This is a genomic window from Ruegeria sp. CDSB013 (genome assembly GCF_059611165.1).
This window is the reverse complement of the sequence record NZ_JBXWPA010000001.1, coordinates 598,243-615,220: the sequence shown is the minus strand read 5'-3', so window position 1 is coordinate 615,220 and position 16,978 is coordinate 598,243. Positions and strand designations below refer to the sequence as shown.

Below are 16,978 nucleotides of genomic sequence, written 5' to 3'. Positions count from 1 at the left end.
ACGAGACCCTTTCGGATCAAATACTTGATAAAGGAAAATTTGGCTGGTTTTTAGTCGATCTATTAGTAACTTGCATACCGATCAGATTGTGGTTGTAATCGCTTTTTGCGGAAAATCTATTGGAGTGCACTCTTGATAATTCCGTTTCATGTTCGGGAAATGCTTCAACGCATCAGGGCACGATTTGACGCTGATCAGATACCGAAACAGATGGCACCAAATGATGCCGAGTTTTCAACACTGCGCCCGTCCCGCAAGCCTACCAAAGAGATGGTCGTGCGCTTTTGGGAGCAGTTGAAACCCACAGCCAGCGACGAGGATCAAGCGCAAATCGCTGATCCGGAAACGGTAGAAGATGCCGAAACCTATGGCACCAATATTGAGAACTTCATCGGGACGGTTAAGCTTCCTGTCGGGGTCATTGGACCTTTACGTTTGAACGGAATGAACGCAAACGGCGATTTTCATATCCCCCTTGCAACAACCGAGGCGGCGCTGGTCGCGTCTTATGCCCGGGGCGCTTATGCCGCCACCCGATCGGGCGGTGTCAGTACAGCTGTTTTGTACGAAGGTGTTCTGCGGACACCGGCGTTTGTTTTTGAGAGCCTTCTTAAGGCCGGGCAATTTGTGGATTGGGTTGTGACAAATGTCGACATACTCAAATCTGCGGCCGAAGCGACGACCCGTCATGGCAAGCTTGTATCGCTGGAGCCGTTCATTGATACAAACGTCGTTTTTTTGATTTGCCGCTACACCACAGGTGACGCAGCGGGTCAGAATATGGTGACCATCGCCACCGACGCCTTGTGCCACGCAATCGCGGATAGCTGCCCTGTCGCGATTGAGAACTGGTATGTCGAAGGCAATTTTTCGGGCGATAAAAAGGCTTCGGCGCTGGGGCTGGTAACGGGGCGCGGGCGTAAGGTCAGCGCCTCGGTCACGCTTCCGGCTGAGGTTGTCAAAAAGACGCTTGGAACGACGGTCGAAGCGATGCTTGACTATGGCCGTGTCGCCAATCTGGGGGCGCTTTTGTCCGGCCAATTTGGGGCGCAGGCGCACTATGCCAACGGGCTGGCGGCATTCTACATTGCAACCGGACAGGACGCGGCCTGCGTTGCCGAAAGCGCGATGGGAATCACGCGAATGGAACCAAGGGGCGACGATCTTTTCTGTTCGGTTACACTTCCGAACATCTTGGTTGGCTCGGTCGGCGGGGGCACTGGATTGCCCAGCCAGGCAGCAGCGCTGAACATACTCGGCCTACGGGGCAGCGGGTGTGGCACAGCTTTGGCTGAAGTGGCCGCGGCCACGTGCCTATGTGGTGAAATCTCCATCGTCGCCGCGATTGCTGCGGGCCATTTCACCCGCGCCCATGAAAGTCTGGCCCGCCACAGATGAGCATTCAGAACCGATTCTGGATTTATCAATCCGAGCGTTTTCCACTGAAGAAAACCGTCCCTCTGTTGCTGGTGTTTTCCTCGGCCAGTATCTGCGTGTCCGCCCGTCTCGCAGACCGCCCCCTGCCCGAATGGCCCGCCTTTGCCGCCGGCTTTGTGTTGGCCATGGCGTTGTTCTTCCAGATGCGGGTCTGTGACGAGTTTAAGGACGCTGAAGACGACCGGCGCTACCGGCCCGAAAGGCCGATCCCACGCGGATTAGTCTCAACCGGTGAAGTTCTAAGCCTGGGTTTACTGACCATTCCACTGGCATTTGCGGCTGCCTGGTTCTGGTACCCGTCGGTTTTGTGGCTGTTGGGCGCGGTTTGGATCTGGCTCGCGGCGATGACGGTCGAATTCGGTGTCCCGGCCTGGCTGAAGGCGCGGCCGGTTTTGTACCTGCTAAGCCATATGGCGATCATGCCCTTGATTGATCTGTTGCTGACCGGCCTCGAATGGCTGCCGGCAGGCGGGGCGGCGCCCTCTCTGTGGCTGTTCCTGGCGTTGTCCTTTGTGAATGGCTGCGTCCTTGAGATCGGGCGCAAACTGTGGGCACCAGAAAACGAAATTGCCGGGGTCGACACCTATTCCGCCCTATGGGGTCCGCGTCGGGCGGGGCGTATCTGGATCGGCTGCGTCCTGCTGTCCTACGCGCTTCTTGTCGGCACGGGCAGCGCCACAGGCGTTGGCTGGCCAAGTGCCCTGATCGGCGCGCTGGCGCTGGTTCCTTGCGGGGCTGCCGCATTCCGCTATAGTCAGTCACCAACTGAGAAAGCCCAGAACAGGATGGACACTGTTTCCGGCCTTTGGGTGTTTTTCTGCTATGCCACGGCTGGTTTCCTGCCCTTCTTGTTCGGAGCCGCTGTATGACTTTCATCGTCGCCCAAGCGGATGCCAACGATGTCTCGGTTGTCGGTGGCAAAGCGGCGGTACTGTCGCATCTGACGCAGCACGGTTTTTCCCCACCCGAGTTCTTTGTCATCACTAATGACGCATTTCGCATGGGGCAGTCCGGGCCCATCGCGAAAAAGGGCCTGCGATCGGCAGTGACCGCTGCGCTTAAAACGCTCGGGCCCGGGCCTTACGCGGTGCGCAGCTCTGGCCGGTCCGAAGATGGCGTGGATCACAGTCACGCGGGACAGTTCGAGTCTGTCCTGAACGTTCCTGGCAAGAGTGTGATCGCAGCGGCCAAGCAGGTGTGGCAATCCGGTTTCTCGGCAACGGTCGAAACCTACCGGGCGGTCAAATCCGGCGGCCAAGCCGAGGCTCCTGCGATCATCGTACAATGCATGGTCGATGCAAAGACGGCCGGTGTCGCCTTTTCCGCCGATCCGGTCAGTGGTCGGCGCAATGTGGTCGTGATCTCGGCCATTGAAGGCCTTGCAGACCAGCTTGTGTCAGGTGAAGCGGACGGAGAGGACTGGATCATCGGTGCGGATGGCACACCGGAAAGCGCACCAGACACCCCAACACATTTGAACGTGAACGAGGCGCAATCCATCGCGGCCCTTGCCCAAAAGGCCGAAGCTCTGTTTGGATCACCTCAGGACATCGAATGGGCCATTGATGCGCAAGGGCTACATATTTTGCAGGCCCGACCGATTACCACGGCCTTACGTCCTGTGCCGCTCGAAGACCAGACACTTACTATTTTCGACAACTCCAATATCGTAGAAAGCTATCCGGGCATCGTCAGCCCGCTGACCTATTCTTTTGCTCTGCATGTTTATTCTCAGGTGTATCGCGCTTTCGTCAGGTTGCTGGGCGTTTCCCGGCACACGGTTGCCCAGAACCCAACTGTGTTTGACAATTTGCTGGGGCGGGTGGATGGGCGTGCCTATTACAATCTGATCAACTGGTATCGCGCGCTGGCACTGTTGCCCGGGTTTTCACTGAACCGCGACTATATGGAAACGATGATGGGCGTTTCTGAGCCGATGCCGCGTGAGGTCACGGATGCTCTTGCTCCGCCCTCCACCACTGGTTGGACCAGGGTCGTGGAATACGCGAAACTCGCCAAGGTTGCCGGCGGTCTGATCTGGCAGGCTATCCGGCTGCCGCAGACCCGGCGCAATTTTTATCATAGGCTGAACGACATATTGCTGGCGGGGCTCGATGTGAACACGTCCAACGCGACCGAACTGGCGGCCGAGTACAGGCGCATCGAAAGCACCTTGCTGGATCGTTGGGACGCCCCGCTGATCAACGATTTTCTATGCATGATTGCCTTTGGCGGCTCGCGCAACCTGCTACAAAAGTGGCTGGGCGAGGACGGGTTGACCCTGCACAATGACCTCATGATCGGGCAAGGCGATATCGTTTCAGCGGAACCCGCTCAGCGCATTGCCCAAATGGGAAAGTTGGTTAGGCAGGCAGGTCTTGCCGCAACTTTAAAAGCCAATGCAGAGCTGTCAGTTTTTTCCGGGCACCGGCAAATCGAAGCCGAGGTTGATGCGTATCTTGAGAAGTTCGGCGACCGATGCACCGAAGAGCTCAAGCTGGAAAGCGTTCCGCTGCGCGACGACCCAACCAGCCTTTTGCTGGCGATTGCAGCCAGCGCCGAGCGTCCCCCGTCCGGGCGTCAGGAAGGCGCTGAACCGGACTGGCAAGCTCTGTTTCCAGCAAACCCCCTCAAACGGCAGTCGGCCAAATGGATTCTTGGCTGGACCAAGGCGCGTGTGCGCGACCGCGAAAACCTGCGTTTTGAACGCACGCGAATCTTTGGTTATGCGCGGCGTGTGTTTTTGGGCATCGGCCGGGAATTCGCCGCCCACGATCTGATTTCATCACCAAAGGATGTATTTTTCCTGACAACACATGAGGTTCTCGGAGCAGTCGAAGGCTATAACCTGTCACCTGATCTGAAAGGCATCGTTGCGCGGCGCAAACAAGAGGATGAAGCTTCATCCCGACGCCCCGACCCGCCGGAACGCATCGAAATCCGTGGTCCCGCCATCGCGCCGATCTGGTCCGACAACGCGGAACTCGAGGTGGACACGGCACGGGTGAAGCACGGCACGGGCTGTTCCGCAGGACAGATCAAAGCGCGTGCGCGTGTGATCCGTGATCCACGCACCGAGGCCCTGGACCCCGGAGACATTCTGGTGGCGCGCCACACCGACCCGGGCTGGATCGCCGTATTCTCAAACGCATCGGCCATCGTCGTCGAGCGAGGATCACTGTTGTCACATTCGGCCATTGTGGCGCGCGAACTTGGTATCCCCTGCGTGGTTGGCCTGAAAGGGGCCACCAACTGGATCGAAGATGGAGAGATGATCTCGGTCGACGGGGCAAGCGGCGCGGTGGAGCGGTGCGATGGGTAGCAGTGAGATTGAGAAAAAAGCGGATTTCGACTATGTCCGCTATGCCCAACTGTGGGAGGACGCAGATGTCCTGACTTCTGCATTGGGCGATTGTGCGGGCAAGACATTGGTGTCCATCTGCTCGGCCGGTGACAATGCGCTGGCGATGCTGACACTCGATCCCGCGCGCGTCGTGGTTCTGGACCTATCACCGGCGCAGATCGCCTGCCTCAAACTCAGAATCGCGGCCTATCAGCGGCTGACTCATTCAGAGTTCATCGAACTTACAGGCTCGCGCCCAAGTACCCGACGGGGTACATTGCTGGGCCGGGTTTTGGACGCCACAGATACCGACACACGCGCCTTCTGGGAGGCTCTGACTCCGGAGGTCAAAAAACACGGCATTGGGGGCGTCGGCAAATTTGAACGCTATTTTCGCATTTTTCGGACCCGGCTTTTACCGCTGGTGCATTCACGCCGAACCATCGACGAAGTGTTCACTCCACGCAGTCCAGAAGCACGACAAACTTTTTTCGACGCGCGGTTCAACACATTCCGTTGGCGTCTTTTGCTGAACATCTTCTTTTCTCGCTTCGTCATGGGGCGCATGGGCCGGGACAGCGCATTTTTCGATCATGTCGAAGGCAGCCCGGCCCAACATGTCGCCCGCCGCATCCGTCATGCGGGGGTCGCCACCGATCCTTCGCAAAATCCCTATCTGCATTGGATTCTCAAGGGCGACCACGGTGACGCGCTGCCGATGGCGTGGCGCCCCGAGCATTACGAGACAATCCGATCCCGATTGGATCGTCTCGACATCCGCCTCGGGTCGCTCGAGGCATTTGTATCGACCGGTGAAAAAGCCAGCGGGTTCAACCTGTCGGATATCTTCGAATACATGTCGCCTGAAAGCTTCCCGCAAGTCTACGGCTCTATCCTGACCGCCGCAGAGCCACACGCCCGACTGGTCTATTGGAACATGATGGCACCCCGGCGGGTTCCGCCGGTATACAGAAGCCAGATAGGCACACTGACCGACATCGAAACGCAGCAGAAAGCCCGTGACATGGCATTCTTCTATTCGGATTTCGTCGTTGAAGAGGTGCAACCGTGACGGTTCCTGGGCAGGTTCTGCTGGCGGCGGGGTCCGTATTGGCTCTGGTCGGAGTAATGATGGTCATCCGAAGTCTGGCCAACACGGCGGGTTTGAGCGCCGAAGTGCAGCGCAAGCTGATGCATGTCAGCACGGGCCTCTTTGCGTTGCTGTTGCCCTGGCTCTTTCCTGATCGCTGGCCGGTGTACATGCTGATCGCAGCCACAATGCTGGTGATGCTTGTGCTGCGCCTGCCGCGTTTTTCATCGGGTCTTGGCTCGACCCTACATGGGGTTGAACGCACATCCTACGGTGACTTTCTACTCGCCTTGTCCGTTGGACTTTGCTTTTTGCTGGCGGGCGAAAACACGCTGTTCTACTTGCTGCCAATTGCAGTTCTGACACTCGCGGATGCTGCCGCAGCGCTTGCCGGGACCGCGTATGGAACCAAACGCTACGTGGTGGAAGATGGCGACAAGAGCCTAGAAGGGTCAGTGGTGTTTTTTGTCGTAACGCTATTGGTTGCGATCATCTGCTTCTTGTTCTTGTCGAAACTCCCGCCATCTAACGTCATGATGTTGTGTCTTATGGTTGCGGCCTTTGGCACATTGGTCGAGGCGCAAAGTTGGCGGGGGTTTGATAACTTGTTCCTGCCGCTTGGCTTGCTAATTTTTCTGAACGGCCACTATCACAGCTCTTTGGCAGAGCTCGCCCTGTTGGCTGCCATGTTTTTTGCCGCCCTTGCCAGTTTCGGCGTGGTGGGAACCAAGCTGGGCCTGACCAAGCATACGACCCGCGTGTATGTTGTCGCGGTTTTTTTGCTGCTTGCGGCCGCTAAACTGCAGAACACAGTACTCCCGATTATGGTTCTTGCCGCACATGGCTGGGCACGCACCGCTTCTCCTTGTGACAGTAAGTACCCCGATCTGGATATTGTAGCCGCCTTAGGGTTTTTGGGTTTCGGTTGGCTTGCGGTTGGAAATGCAACGGGATGGGATGCAATTTCTTTTTTTGGGCTCAGTGCGATGGGGTTGGCTATGGGGCTCTCTGCAGTGGCGCTGTGTGCCAATCCTATTGCGATACCGTTTGCTGCGGCTTTCCTGTTTATCATTCGGTCTTGGGCTGTTTCCCAGAATTCTGAACAGTCGAACTGGGCCGAGCCGCTGACGGCTCTGACCCTGCTCTCACTGCTGTGCACAGTCGCGGTACCATTGGCCCGGCCACACTGGTTCGGAAAAGATCGGGTTCTGAGGTTGACGCTGTTGGCCCTCGCCCTTCCCTTGCTCTACTATGTTTGGGTCGTTTCTGGATCGCTTGGAGCGGGGTTCTTTGCCGGAATTGTTTCATGACCAAAGAGACGATCAAAACCGCTGATGCAAAGCTGACCGTGTATCTGAACGGCCCGAACTGGGACGGCGTTCCCGCCGCAACCTTCGGTGATTTTTCCTGCAAAACCCCCGAGGCCGGAGCCGAAATCCTGCACAAGGGGATACGGCAGGTCAGAGACGCGGGCCTCGACCGGATCATCGGGCCGATGTCCGGCGATACCTGGCACAGTTACCGGTTTGTCTCGGGCAGCGACGGGTCTGCTTCGTTCCTGATGGAGCCCACCAACAAACCTCATGATCCCGAGGTGTTTCGGTCGGCAGGATTTACAGAGATAAGCAGGTACTTCTCGGCCCGAGTGCCGCTGCAGGCCGCCGCCCGGTCGGCACCGCCGGTAATCGATGGGTTCGTGGTGGAAGAGTGGGATGGAACAGACCCCGAGGCCCTGTTCCGTCAGGTATTCGAACTTTCATCCCGGGCATTCTCAAACAACGCATTCTATAAGCCGATTTCCGAGGCGGATTTTCTGGCCATGTATATGCCGGTCGTGCCGATGATGAAGCGCGACCTGATCCTGTTTGCGCGCCGCCGCGACGGGACATTGGCCGGATTTTTGTTCGGCATTCCCAACTATGCCGAAGGCCCCGATCCGACTTCCGCAATCCTTAAGACCTATGCAAGTCTCGAACCCGGCGCCGGGCGGCATTTGGCACACAGGTTCCACAAGACAGCATTCAGCATGGGGTACGACACCGCCATTCATGCGCTGATCCATGATGACAACAGCTCGGCCGACCGCAGTGCCGCGGAAGGTGCAACGATTTTCCGACGATATTCCCTGCTTGGGCGGAAGCTGAATGGCTGACCTGCTTGCCCATTTTTCAGCTGCGGTTGAACGGTTTCCGGACAGGACCGCAATAGTGGACGGCAAAGGCCGCCAGATTAGTTTTCAGACCCTGCACTCACGGGTTCAGCACCTGGCAGGTAGGTGGCAGGACAAGGGTATCCAACCAGGTGATCGTGTGCTTTTGGCCATGCCTGTCGATGCGGACCTGTATGCAAGTCTGGCCGCCCTATGGTCCCTTGGCGCCACCGTAGTCTTGCCGGAACCGGCCATGGGGTTGGCCGGTCTGCGCCACGCCGCCCGGACCACGAAACCAAAAGCGTTCTGTGCAGCGGGCGCTTATTCTTTGCTGAAGTTTCTGATTCCAAACCTTTGGTCCCTACCTCTGCTGAAGCCGGGGGAAAGTCGCTGCGATCCGGTGGTCCATGAGGTTCGACCGGAGGATATAGCCCTTATTTCTTTCACCTCCGGGACGACGGGCCAGCCGAAAGCCATTCCCCGCTCGCATGCATTTCTGATGGCGCAGCACGATGCCATCGCGCCCCTCCTCGCCAGCAACAATGCCGAGCGCGATCTGGTGGCCTTTCCGGTGTTCACATTGATCAATCTGGCGGCTGGGCGCACAAGTGTTCTCCCGAACTGGAAGTTGAGCAAGCTGGACCGCTTGTCGCCAGAACAGTTGGATAGCTGGATCCATGTGCAGCAAATCACCCGAACCCTCATCCCGCCGTCACTTTGTGAAAAACTTGCTCAATCCGGCGACACCGGTGCGTTGCGCACGGTGTTCACGGGCGGTGGCCCGGTGTTCCCGGACCTGGTGGAGACGTTGAGAACCCGGCACAGGCTTTCGGTTATTTGCGTCTACGGATCGACCGAGGCCGAACCGATTGCCCATCTCGACGCCAGGGACATCTCGGAGGAGGATTACCGTCGGATGTCCGGTGGCCATGGGCTTCTCGTCGGATATCCAGTGCCTGAGATCACGCTCCGCATTTGCGACAATGAAATTCAGGTCGCAGGGGCACATGTGAACAACGGTTATCTTGATCCGGCCCAATCAGTGGAAAACAAAATTAAAGAAGGCGGCGTCGTTTGGCACCGAACCGGTGACGCTGGCACGTTGGACGAGCACGGACGATTGTGGTTATGGGGGCGGATGGGGTCCGAAATTGAAGTGAATTCGGGTTCATTATTTCCCTTCGCAATCGAAGTCGCGGCAAGGCAATGGCCGGGTGTAGAACACTGCGCACTTGTGAATACGAAAGCAGGCCCGGCGCTTTGCATTCAAGGGTTCCCTGCTCAAGTTGAGGCTTGGAGTAGTTGTGCGCTTAGTTTTGGTGTTCCCAAGGTGATTTCAATTGACAAAATCCCCATGGACAAGCGTCACGCCTCCAAGGTCGATCGCGCGAAACTTGAACGCTTCTTGGGTTCTTAACGAAAAATGGGCCGAAACCGCACCGTTTTCAGTTGGCTTGAATTTCAGACCTGAGTGTCCGCGCCTGTACAGCGAGAAATTGGGCTTCGCTAGCGCGGTGAACGGCAGCTTCGCGGCCTTTGTGCAGAATGTGTCTGCTTCCGGCCCAATTCCGCCTCGGATTTTAGCGAATAATCAAGCTCACCTGCTGTGCTGTCCGCATGACGGCGTGTTATTGCCACCTGGTTCCATCAGATCGGCGCAGGCTGGCTCAAACCCCCGAATTGAAATGAATTTCTGGGAATTCCCCTTTGATCACCGATAATTTACCCTCATCTAAGCGGCACATATTTCAAGGAGAACCCCATGTCGCGTACTCTCATATTAGCTGTTATCGTCGCCGGACTTGGCGCCGGAGCTTACTATTATCTCAATCAACCCGAACCCACACCTGCCGAACAACTGCAATCGGCGGCCCAAGAAGCCGGTGAGGCTGTGAACGATGCCGTAGAAGCCGCGACCGAGCAGGCGAGCGAAGCCGCATCTTCCATTGCAGACCAAGCCAACGAAGCGGCCGAGCAAGCCGGACAAGCAGCTACTGATTTGGCCAACCAGGCCGGAGATCAGGTCGCCGCTTTGGCCAATCAGGGGCAAGATCTACTGAATTCCTGGATCGAAGAAGGTACGCTTTCCGTCCAGAATTTTGACTATGACGCCATGGTGACTTCGGTTCAGGACAGCCAGTTGTCGCAGGACCTCAAAACAAAGGCTCTGGGTATCTTGGATGAAATCAAAGCATCCCCTCAGTTGATTGCCCAGAAGATCGAAGAGCTCCGTGTGCTTTTGACCGGACAACAATAATTTCCAAGGGCCGTTCGGAATTGAGCGGCCCTTTTTCCATACGGCGCACACGCTCCCGCAACGTCAGACGCAACTCTGATTGACGTCCCAACACACGTTTGATTGGCTGCCCCTAAATCCAACGCAACACCATTGGCAACAGACCCGTTCTGTGCGGTGTCCGCACAGGAGATAGGAAACAAAATGACCACCCTGCCCCCAAACATGTTCGCTGTCATTCAAACCCATGACGGTTATTCCGGATCGGCCACCGGTCCGTTTATCGAAGATGCCGCCGATTGGCTGGCCGAGGCCGAGCTTCCTGTGCCCCAACCCGGCCCCGGTCAGGTCCTGATTAAATTGCGGGCATCGTCGGTGAACCCGTCCGACATCCACTTTATCAAAGGCGAATACGGGCAGCCGCGTGTAAAAGGCACGCCCGCCGGGTTCGAAGGCTGTGGCGACGTTGTGGCCACCGGTGCCGGTGCCGAAGCGTTGCAGGGCCAACGGGTCGCCTTTGTGGCAGCTGGTTCCGGAGCATGGGCCGAATATGTCGTGACACAAGCGATGATGTGCATCCCATTGCGGCCCGATATCTCGGATGAGGACGGCTCAGCCCAGATCGTCAACCCTATGACTGCGATGGCGATGGTGGACATCGCGCGCGGTGCAGGCGACGCTTTTGCCGTCTCAGCTGCCACCAGTCAGTTAGGCAAGCTCATGTGTTCCTTAGGGCGCGACCTTGGGCTTAAACCCATCGCCATCGTGCGCCGGGCCGAGGCCGTGGAAACCGTGAAAGAACTTGGCGCGCACGAGGTTCTGGTCACATCCGACCCCGACATGATGCGGAAGTTCGAAGCACTCAGCAAAAAGCTGAAACCGCGTGTCTTCCTGGATGCTGTGTCGGATCAGATGTCCGAGCAGGTTTTCTGCGGGATGCCCAACGGTGCACGGTGGGTCGTTTACGGCAAGCTTAGCCCCGAACTACCAAAGCTTACGCAGACGGGCCAATTGATCTTTATGAGCAAGCGGATCGAGGGGTTCTGGCTGACCAAGTGGATGACATCAACACCTCCGGAAGACCAGATGAGAGTTGTCGCCGAAGTACAGGCCCGATTTGCCGATGGTCGCTGGAAAACGGATGTTTCTGAACGGCTTGGCTTGCGCGATGTGGTGGCAAATCTGGCGGATGCGCTGAAAAAGAGTGACGGAAAGGTCATTATCGCGCCATAGTAGAACAAAGCCCCGGACGAAGGAGGATGTCCGGGGCGCAAAAAACGCCGGACATACCGGCATGGGAGGACAGACTTGGATAACGCACAGCTGCTGATCAGCGGGCTGGCGAATGGCTGTGTCTACGGCCTTATCGCTCTTGGCTTTGTTCTGATTTACAAGGCCACTGAGGCGGTGAATTTCGCGCAGGGCGATTTCATGATGCTGGGCGCCTTTGTGACAATCGGGCTTACGAATACTGAATATATGGGCCTGCCTTTCTGGTTGGCTCTTCCGATTTCGCTGGGGATCATGGGGGCGTTGGGTTACCTGGTGGATCGCCTGATCATTCGCCGTTTGTTTGGGGAAAGCCAAACAGCCGTCGTCATTCTGACCATCGCATTGGGGTTCGTAATCCGGTTTGTGGCCGGGCTGATCTGGGGGCATGAGCCGCAGACGCTGCAAAACCCGTTGGCAGGCAAAGAAGTTCGGTTTGGAGGGCTGGTGCTGGGGATGGAGGACGTTGCCGTTATTGTCGTTACCATCCTTCTGACCTGGGGTCTGTATGTTTTCTTCAGCCGGACCAAATTGGGCTTGGCGATGCAAGGCGCGTCACAAAACCAGTTGGCAGCATATTACATGGGCATCCCGGTAAAGCGCGTTCAGGGTTTCATCTGGGCTTTGGCCGGGGTTGTCGCAGGGATTGCAGGGATCTTGTTCGCGGCCAAAGGCTCGGTTGATCCAACCACAGGTTTGCTTGGCATCAAGGCCTTTGCCGCAGCCGTTATTGGTGGTTTCGGCAGCCTGCCCGGTGCCCTCGCAGGCGGGCTGATCGTTGGGGTAATTGAACCCTTTGCCAGCCGTTACATCGCAGCAGGATACAGTCAGATCGCGCCTTATGCGCTGCTCTTGGCAGTGTTGATTTTCCGCCCCAACGGGCTGTTCAGTCAGGTTCGGGTCAAGAAGGTTTAAGTCATGCGGATTGTGTTCAAAACCAACTATATGCAGGATATCCGACCTTGGAAGGACACCTATCAGCTGTGCCTGTATATGATCTTACTGACAGCCGTCGCAGCCGCGCCGTGGTGGCTGGATGATTTCTATCTAGGCGAGCTGACAAATGTGCTGATATGGGCCATAGCGGGACTCGGTCTGATGATCTTAACAGGTCACACCGGTCAGGTCAGTCTGGGTCACGCAGCTTTTCTGGCCTTTGGGTGCTACGCCAATGTTATACTTTTGGAAGCGGGCGTGCCGTTTCTGATCGCCTTCCCGCTGGCTGGTATCCTCACAGGATTGGCTGGCGTGACCGTCGCCATCCCTGCCCTGCGTCTGCATGGCATTTACCTTGCGATCTTCACCATGGCTTTGTCCATCCTGATGGATGACGTCATTGTTCTGGCCGAACCGATCACGGGGGGCGTCGCTGGAAAATATCTGGGCGGTGTCGAAATATTCGGGTTTCTGGTCGACCGCTGGGGTACTCCGGTTCAGTTCTTCTGGCTGGTCCTCAGTGTGGCGGTGTTGGTCACACTTGGCTACATCAACCTGTTGCGGGCACCTTTAGGACGAAGCTTTATCGCTGTGCGCGACTCAGAGGTATCGGCGCAGGCAATGGGCGTGGATATTGCCAGGACCAAGATGATCTCATTCGCGTTGTCCTGCGCTGTCAGCGGATGGGCAGGCGCGCTGATGGGCATGTTCTCGGGCGCATTCAACAATGAGACATTCAGCGTCCTGATTTCAATCCAGTTGCTGATGATGATCGTGATCGGCGGTCTGGGGTCCATCCACGGCGCGTTTCTTGGCGCCATTGTGATAGGGTTCCTGCCTCAGTTCTTATCTATCTCCAAGGAATACGTGGGTGCCCTTTTCGGTGGCAACACCGTCGCCATTCCGGGGCTGGAATTTGGCATCTTCGGAATGATCCTGATCGCCTTCATCCTTTTTGAACCGATGGGTCTGTACGGGCGCTGGCTGAAAATCCGGACGTGGTTCGAACTGTTTCCGTTTTATCGGAAAGACATGTTCAAACGTCAAAAATCCTATCTCAAGACGGAGCGCCTGAGATGAGCTTGCTTGAGTTCGAAAACGTCACTCTGAAATTCGGTGGACTGACGGCTGTCAACGAACTGTCTTTCGAGGTCGAAGAAGGCGAGGTTTTTGCTATCGTCGGACCAAATGGTGCAGGAAAATCCACCGTCTTCAATCTGATCTCGCGTTTCTACGACCCTTTTGCCGGGTCGATCCGGTATAACGGTCACGACTTGCTCAAGGCCAAACCGTCCGGCGTGGCCGCATATGGTGTGGCGCGGACATTTCAAAACATCGAACTCTTCGAGCATGCGACGGTCCTGCAGAACCTCCTTGTCGGACGGCACCGTCACCGCAAAACCAACATGCTGTCCGAGGTGTTGTTTCTGCCCTCCGCGCGGCGGCAGGAATTGGAGAACCGCGAAAAAGTAGAGGAGATCATCGACTTCCTCGACCTGCAGGCATTCCGCGACAAGATGATCTCTGGCCTGCCCTATGGCGTGCGAAAGGTTGTCGAGGTGGCACGTGCTCTGGCCACCGATCCAAAGCTGCTTTTGCTGGACGAACCAGCCTCGGGTCTCTCGGTCGAAGAAACAACCGACATGCGCTGGTGGATCGATGATATCCGGCGGCAGATGGGGATCACGGTTTTGATGGTCGAGCATGATATGGGGCTGGTTTCCGGCGTCTCGGATCGCGTTCTGGCAATGGCGGACGGCGCAAAACTGGCGCTGGGAACACCTGCTGAGGTTCAGTCGCACCCGGCGGTGGTCGAGGCCTATTTGGGGAAAGCCTCATGAGCGAGCCGATCCTGACAATCCGCAACATCGAAAGTTTTTATGGTCCGATCATGGCGATCCGGGGTGTTTCTCTGGATGTTCATCAGGGCCAAATTGTCTCGATCCTTGGCGCCAATGGCGCGGGCAAGACCACGCTGATGAAAACCGTTTCTGGCGTGATGGATCCGGAAAAGGGCAAGATCACGTTTGAAGGCGACGAAATTCAGGGGTCCGAGCCACACAAGGTCGTGCAGAAAGGCATCGTTCATGTGCCCGAAGGGCGTGAGGTGTTTCCACTGCTGACGGTCGACGAAAACCTCAGCCTCGGGGCCTATACCCTGAAGGACAAGGGTCAGATCGATCACGATCGGGATCTGGTGTTCTCATACTTTCCGATCCTCAAGGAACGTCGCAACCAAGAGGCGGGAACATTATCTGGCGGGCAGCAACAGATGCTGGCAATCGGCCGTGGCTTGATGGCCAACCCAAAGATCATGCTGTTGGATGAACCCTCGCTTGGCTTGTCACCGCTGCTGGTTCAGGAGATTTTTGGCATCCTCAAGCGACTGAATGACGAACAGAGCATGACCATGATGCTGGTCGAACAGAACGCCAACGCCGCCCTGGAACTGGCCCACCATGGCTATGTGATGGAGGTCGGACGCATCGTCATGGACGGCGCAGCAGATGTTCTGATGCGGTCAGAGGACATCCAGAACTTCTATCTGGGCGTGCAGGAGGAAGGCGCACGCGAAAACCGCCGCTGGAAACGAAAAAAGACGTGGAGGTGAAACAGATGAACATCAGCACCCTGCCCCCTCAGATCACGGTCAACGGCGTTCGCCTGAACGCAACCCCCGGCCAACGCCCGGTTTGTGTCGACGGAAGCACCACGATTTGCGAACTGTTTCGGAACCGTTGCGCCGAGCTTGGCGATCGCACAGCGCACCGTGAAAAGGACCTTGGCATCTGGAAGTCGTATTCCTGGGCGGACTATTGGCAGCATGCCAAGTGGATTGGGCTTGCACTGCGCAAATTGGGACTGCAACGGGGCGAGGTTGTATCGATCCTGTCAGAGGACCGCAAGGAATGGGCCTGGTTCGACATGGGCATTCAGGCCGTTGGTGGCATCGCGTCTGGTGTCTACACCACCGACTCGGCCAACCAGCTAAAATACCTGATTAATGACAGCGACAGCCGCTTTCTGATCGTCGAGAATGAAGAGCAACTGGACAAATTTCTGCAGGTCGAAGACGAGGTTCCCGGCCTTCTGAATGTCATCATTCTGGACGATGAGGGGCTGCACGATCTGGACCATGCGCGCTGCATGATGATCGACGCGTTATATACTTTGGGTCAGCAGGCCGAGGCTGAAGAACCCGATCGCTTTGAGGCCGAGATAGCTCTGGCATCACCGCAGGACACTGCACTTCTGATTTACACCTCGGGCACCACAGGAATGCCGAAAGGCGCGATGCTGAGCCACGAGAACATCTTGGCCGCGATTGAATGCGGGGCCCATGCGCTGCCCGCGCTCGAGTCTGACGAACAGCTTTGCTTTCTGCCGCTGTGCCATATTCTTGAGCGGGACGTATCAATCTATTTCCCACTGGCTGCAAAATGCGTCATTAACTTTGCCGAAAGCCCCGAGACGGTGTTTGCCAACCTGCAAGAAATCTCACCGTCGACCTTCACGGCCGTTCCACGGGTTTGGGAAAAGATCTATTCGTATGTTCAGATCATGACGCAGGACGCAACGCCCACTGGCCGCGCAGCCTTTGGCATGGCGCTGAAGGCTGGGTTCAAGCGCGCGGAATACATATTGGCTGGAAAACCCGTCCCTGCTGGCGTTGCTGCACAGTTCTGGGTGTGGGACAGGCTGGTTCTGCGTAATTTGCGCCGTATGTTGGGGATGGACAAGATGCGGCGTGGCGGTTCGGGCGCGGCCCCGATTTCGACGGATCTGTTAAAGTGGTACTGGGCCATTGGCGTACCGTTGGTCGAAGGGTTCGGGATGACCGAAACCTCGGGCTTGGCGACGCTAAACACAATCGAAAACAACAAGGTCGGAACCATCGGACGCGCGGTTCCCGGAAATGACATCCGGATATCCGACGACGGTGAGATTCAGCTAAAGGGCCTCAACATTTTTCAGGGTTATTGGCGCAATAACGCAAAAACGGCCGAAACTTTCACTGCCGACGGATGGCTGCGAACTGGCGACCTCGGGCATATTGATGAGGATGGCTACGTCACCATCTCAGGCCGAATGAAAGACATCATCATCACTGCTGGCGGCAAGAATATCACCCCGGCCGAGATCGAAAGCCGGTTGAAGTTCAGCCACTACATCTCGGACGCGGTGATAATCGGTGACAAGCGAAAGTTCCTGACCGCGCTGATCATGATTGATCAGGAAAACGTCGAAAAATTTGCGCAGGATCGGAAAATCCCCTTTTCAAATTTTGCATCCCTCTGTGCGGCCCCTGAAATCAAAGATCAGATTCAGGGGGAAATCGACGCGGTGAATAATGATTTTGCACGGGTCGAGCAGATCAAGGACTTTCGCCTGATTGATGTACTTCTGACCGCAGATGACGATGAACTGACCGCAACAATGAAGCTGAAACGCAGTTTTGTCGAAAAGAAACACGGCCATCTTATTGAAGACATGTACAGTTAATAAAAGAGATAACCT

General features: G+C 56.6%; 14 protein-coding genes. All 14 read left to right on the top strand.

The annotated features are described in order from the left end of the window. Positions 1-159: 159 nt before the first annotated feature. Positions 160-1,398, top strand: a complete 1,239-nt coding sequence (locus AC2FJF_RS03080; RefSeq protein ID WP_496722835.1) for a hydroxymethylglutaryl-CoA reductase — start codon at positions 160-162, stop codon at positions 1,396-1,398. After that, a complete protein-coding gene (locus AC2FJF_RS03075; RefSeq protein ID WP_496722833.1) occupies positions 1,395-2,306 on the top strand; it encodes a UbiA family prenyltransferase in 912 nt (303 codons plus the stop codon). Before AC2FJF_RS03080 ends, AC2FJF_RS03075 begins: the two co-directional genes overlap by 4 nt. Further along, positions 2,303-4,759 carry a PEP/pyruvate-binding domain-containing protein gene (locus tag AC2FJF_RS03070; protein WP_496722831.1) on the top strand — a complete coding sequence of 819 codons (2,457 nt, stop codon included), beginning with the start codon at positions 2,303-2,305 and terminating at the stop codon, positions 4,757-4,759. The genes AC2FJF_RS03075 and AC2FJF_RS03070 overlap by 4 nt, the downstream gene beginning before the upstream one ends. Then, a complete protein-coding gene (locus AC2FJF_RS03065) occupies positions 4,752-5,852 on the top strand; it encodes a BtaA family protein (protein WP_496722829.1) in 1,101 nt (366 codons plus the stop codon). Before AC2FJF_RS03070 ends, AC2FJF_RS03065 begins: the two co-directional genes overlap by 8 nt. Beyond that, a complete protein-coding gene (locus AC2FJF_RS03060) occupies positions 5,849-7,180 on the top strand; it encodes a hypothetical protein (protein ID WP_496722827.1) in 1,332 nt (443 codons plus the stop codon). Before AC2FJF_RS03065 ends, AC2FJF_RS03060 begins: the two co-directional genes overlap by 4 nt. Continuing rightward, positions 7,177-8,022: a hypothetical protein gene (locus tag AC2FJF_RS03055; protein WP_496722825.1), complete on the top strand. Its 846-nt coding sequence runs from the start codon at positions 7,177-7,179 to the stop codon at positions 8,020-8,022. Before AC2FJF_RS03060 ends, AC2FJF_RS03055 begins: the two co-directional genes overlap by 4 nt. Next, a complete protein-coding gene (locus AC2FJF_RS03050) occupies positions 8,015-9,436 on the top strand; it encodes an AMP-binding protein (protein WP_496722823.1) in 1,422 nt (473 codons plus the stop codon). Before AC2FJF_RS03055 ends, AC2FJF_RS03050 begins: the two co-directional genes overlap by 8 nt. 345 nt (positions 9,437-9,781) lie before the next feature. Then, positions 9,782-10,276, top strand: a complete 495-nt coding sequence (locus AC2FJF_RS03045) for a hypothetical protein (RefSeq protein ID WP_496722821.1) — start codon at positions 9,782-9,784, stop codon at positions 10,274-10,276. A 183-nt stretch (positions 10,277-10,459) separates the two neighbouring features. Next, on the top strand, positions 10,460-11,488 hold the full coding sequence (locus AC2FJF_RS03040; RefSeq protein ID WP_496722819.1) for an alcohol dehydrogenase catalytic domain-containing protein: 1,029 nt from the start codon (positions 10,460-10,462) through the stop codon (positions 11,486-11,488). 75 nt (positions 11,489-11,563) lie between these two features. Continuing rightward, the gene (locus AC2FJF_RS03035; protein WP_170557355.1) at positions 11,564-12,439 is read left to right on the top strand and encodes a branched-chain amino acid ABC transporter permease; all 876 of its coding nucleotides are present in this window, start codon (positions 11,564-11,566) and stop codon (positions 12,437-12,439) included. Positions 12,440-12,442: 3 nt separating this feature from the next. Next, complete coding sequence (locus tag AC2FJF_RS03030) at positions 12,443-13,540, top strand: branched-chain amino acid ABC transporter permease (RefSeq protein WP_496722816.1); 1,098 nt, start codon at positions 12,443-12,445, stop codon at positions 13,538-13,540. Beyond that, the gene (locus tag AC2FJF_RS03025; RefSeq protein WP_496722814.1) at positions 13,537-14,301 is read left to right on the top strand and encodes an ABC transporter ATP-binding protein; all 765 of its coding nucleotides are present in this window, start codon (positions 13,537-13,539) and stop codon (positions 14,299-14,301) included. Before AC2FJF_RS03030 ends, AC2FJF_RS03025 begins: the two co-directional genes overlap by 4 nt. Next, complete coding sequence (locus AC2FJF_RS03020; protein WP_496722812.1) at positions 14,298-15,071, top strand: ABC transporter ATP-binding protein; 774 nt, start codon at positions 14,298-14,300, stop codon at positions 15,069-15,071. Before AC2FJF_RS03025 ends, AC2FJF_RS03020 begins: the two co-directional genes overlap by 4 nt. 5 nt (positions 15,072-15,076) lie before the next feature. Beyond that, positions 15,077-16,963 (top strand): AMP-dependent synthetase/ligase, encoded by a 1,887-nt coding sequence (locus tag AC2FJF_RS03015; protein WP_496722810.1) that lies wholly within the window; start codon positions 15,077-15,079, stop codon positions 16,961-16,963. Positions 16,964-16,978 lie beyond the last annotated feature (15 nt).